Origin of the sequence: Luedemannella flava, from assembly GCF_039528515.1 — a bacterium.
Taxonomy (GTDB): domain Bacteria; phylum Actinomycetota; class Actinomycetes; order Mycobacteriales; family Micromonosporaceae; genus Luedemannella; species Luedemannella flava.
This window is the reverse complement of the sequence record NZ_BAAALT010000356.1, coordinates 1-3,503: the sequence shown is the minus strand read 5'-3', so window position 1 is coordinate 3,503 and position 3,503 is coordinate 1. Positions and strand designations below refer to the sequence as shown.

General features: G+C 71.5%; 2 protein-coding genes and 1 pseudogene. All 3 read left to right on the top strand.

Annotated features, from left to right (window positions below):
* The first annotated feature begins 357 nt into the window (after positions 1–357).
* Entirely contained in the window at positions 358–1,338 is a 981-nt protein-coding gene (locus tag ABD211_RS33360) for an aldo/keto reductase (protein WP_344140557.1), read from the top strand.
* A gap of 135 nt (positions 1,339–1,473) precedes the next feature.
* Positions 1,474–2,973, top strand: coding sequence for a sugar transferase (locus ABD211_RS33355; RefSeq protein ID WP_425560596.1), 1,500 nt, complete (start codon positions 1,474–1,476; stop codon positions 2,971–2,973).
* Between the two features lie 41 nt (positions 2,974–3,014).
* Positions 3,015–3,503 (top strand): annotated as a pseudogene (locus ABD211_RS33350) (FHA domain-containing protein); the annotation flags it as partial.

Sequence of the window (3,503 nt, the reverse complement as noted above, 5' to 3'; positions counted from 1 at the left end):
GGCGGGCAGGCTCGTGAACAGCCGCAGAAGGGCCGGCCCGTCGACGTCATCCAGTTGGCGCTCAGTGATGAGCGCGAGAGTGTCCTCTGTGGTCACCGCCAGCGAAGCTGTCTCGGACATGGTGGGCTCCTTCGACTATCGGCGGCCGGTCGCACGGCCATCGCTCGTCCATGTAGCGAATGCAGTCTAACCAATCAGCTTTAGGCGCATCAACCGAACGGACGATGGTAGCTTCACGCGTGAATGCTTACATGCCTTTTTGCCCGTTGTTTACGGTGCCGAAAAGTCTGAATTATGTGTCGACATCCCTCGCCAGGGCGACCGCGCGCCGTCCCGGAAGATCGGTAGGCTGCCGGCATGCAGACCCGCCAACTCGGTCGCACCGGGGTGAATGTCGGAGTTATCGGCCTCGGCGCCTGGCAGCTCGGCGCCGACTGGGGCGACGTGAGCGAGTCCGACGCCCTCGACACGCTCAACGCCGCGGTCGACGCCGGCACGACGCTCATCGACACCGCCGACGTCTACGGCGACGGGCGCAGCGAGCGCGTCATCGGGCGGCTGCTGCGGGAGCGCCCCGACGCCGGGCTGACCGTCGCGACGAAGATGGGCCGCCGGGTCCCGCAGGAGCCCGCCGCCTACCAGCTCGACAACTTCCGGGCCTGGACCGACCGGTCGCGCACCAACCTCGGCGTCGACATCCTCGACCTCGTCCAGCTGCACTGTCCACCCACGCCGGTGTTCGGCACCGACGCGGTCTTCGACGCGCTCGACACGCTCGTGGCCGAGAAGCGCATCCGGGCCTACGGGGTGAGCGTCGAGACCTGCGACGAGGCGCTCGCCGCCATCGCCCGACCCGGCGTCGCGACGGTGCAGATCATCCTCAACATGCTGCGGCTCAAGCCGCTGGAGCGGGTGCTGCCCGCGGCGTCGGCCGCCGGCGTCGGCATCATCGCCCGCGTGCCGCTGGCCAGCGGGCTGCTGTCCGGCCGCTACGACGAGCACACCACGTTCGCGCCGGACGACCACCGCACGTACAACCGCGACGGCGCCGCGTTCGACGTGGGCGAGACGTTCTCGGGCGTGCCGTTCGAGGTCGGACTCGACGCCGTGCGCCGGCTCGCCGCCGCGTCGCCCGGGCCGACGCTCGCGCAGGTCGCGCTGCGCTGGATCCTCGACCAGGACGGCGTGTCCGTCGTCATCCCCGGCGCCCGCAACCCCGCCCAGGCCACGGCCAACGCCGCCGCGGCCGACCTGCCGCCCACGGACGCGGAGTTCCGCAGTACGGTGACCGCGACGTACCGGGAACTGATCGCTCCGCACGTGCACCACCGCTGGTAAACCACGCGCAACCCGCCGAACCGGCGTACCTGATGTTCCGTCGCGTATCCGTCGGTTAACTGGTCCGTACACACGTAGGGACCAGAATGGCACCGCAAACTCCATGCTCGCGCCGCGCCTAGGAGGCCACCGACCTTGGCGACGCTCACGTCGAACGCACCGCGGACGGCGTCGGTTCCCACTCCCCCGGCGTCGGCGACGGCGCGCGTCCGGGTGTCCCCCATCCGCCCCCAGATCCGGTCGTACCAACGCACGCTGACGATCCTCGACACGACCGTGGTCGCACTCGCCGTCATCGGTGGCTACCTCGCCCGGTTCCAGGGCCAGCCCGCGCTGGGCTCGAAGATCCCGTACGCGGCCGTGGCCGCCGGGCTGTTCGTCGTCTGGCTCACCGCGCTGCGGTTGAGCCGCTGCTACGACGACCACATCATCGGCTTCGGCGCGGATGAGTACCGGCGCGTCGTCTCCGCGAGCCTCAAGCTCGCCGGCTCCGTCGCGATCGTCGGTTACCTCGCCGACGTCGGCATCTCCCGCGGCTTCCTCGGCATCACGTTCGCCGTCGGCACCATCGGTCTGGCCAGCGGCCGGTTCGTCGCCCGCAAGTCGCTGCACCGCCGGCGCCGCCGCAACCGCGGCTGGTCGCGGCGGGTCCTCGTGGTCGGCGACGCCTCGCACGTGCTCGACCTCGTCGAGCAGCTGCGCAGCGAGCCGCTGGCCGGCTACACCGTCGTCGGCGCGTGCATCCCCGACTCGCTCGTCGCGCCCGTGGCCCAGCACCTCAACGGGGTGCCGGTGGTCGGCTCGTTCCGCACCATCATCGAGTCGGCGCGCGCCATCGGCGCGGACACCATCGCGGTCACCGCGGCCGGCGAGCTGACCGGGCGCCGGCTGCGCCGGCTCGGCTGGCAGCTGGAGAGCACCGACATCGACCTGGTGCTCGCGCCCGCCCTCACCGACGTGGCCGGGCCGCGCATCCACACCCGGCCGATCGCGGGCCTGCCGCTCATCCACGTCGAGGCCCCGGAGTTCTCCGGCTGGCGCAAGGTGCTCAAGGGCACGTTCGACCGCACGTTCGCGGCCATGGTCGTGCTGCTCGCCTCGCCGGCGCTGATCACCATCGCGCTGGCCGTGAAGCTGACCAGCCGCGGCCCGATCATCTACAAGCAGAAGCGCGTCGGCATCGGCGGCACGGAGTTCGGCGTCTACAAGTTCCGCTCCATGGTGGTCGACGCCGAGAAGCGGCTGGCCGAGCTGCAGAAGAAGAACGAGACCGACGGCCTCATGTTCAAGATGCGCGACGACCCGCGCGTCACGAAGGTCGGCAAGGTCCTGCGCCGGTGGTCGCTCGACGAGCTGCCGCAGCTGTTCAACGTGCTGTTCGGCCACATGAGCCTCGTCGGTCCGCGCCCGCCGCTGCCGCAGGAGGTGGCCCGCTACGACCAGGACATCGCCCGGCGCCTGCTGGTCAAGCCCGGCATGACCGGCCTGTGGCAGGTCAGCGGCCGGTCGGACCTGAGCTGGGAGGACGGCATCCGGCTCGACCTGTTCTACGTCGAGAACTGGTCGCTCGCCGTGGACATGGTCATCCTGTGGCGCACCGTCGGTGCCGTCGTCGCGAGCCGCGGGGCATACTGACCTCCAGCTCACGCCGCTCGCTCGTGGGCCCGGAGGTAGGAATGCGGTTCGCGGTTACCGGCGTGCTCGACGCCATCGAGAAGTGCCTGACGACCGATGCCCAGCTGGCGCGGGCCGTCATCGACCTCGGCGCCGTCGCCGGCTACGCCGACCTGGACGGCGGCCGGCCGGTCAACCTGCTGCGGGTCGGCATGGCCGTGGACGCGTTCGCCGCGCTCACCGGCGAGGCCGGGGCGGCGCTCTACCCGGTGGCCCCGCGCGCGCTGCTGCACGACGCCGACATCACCTCCAAGGAGCGCATGGTCCTCGGCCGCTGGGCCGACGACGGGCTCATCGAGGTGGTCGGCGACCTCGGCGACCGGGTGCCGGAGGTCGCGGAGCTCACCGGCCTGCCGGTGATCACCCCGTACACCCTGGACGCGTTCGCCGACCGGCACCCGTGGGTGCGGCACCGCCCCGACCGGGTGCTGCGGCTGCAGCCGCACGCGGGCGGCGCCCGCCTGGCCGCCGACGCGGGCGCGGGCAGGGCC

Coding starts and splice junctions, on each gene's coding strand:
- ABD211_RS33360 (WP_344140557.1), top strand. CDS start 358: ATGCAGACCCGCCAACTCGGTCGCACCGGGGTGAATGTCGGAGTTATC.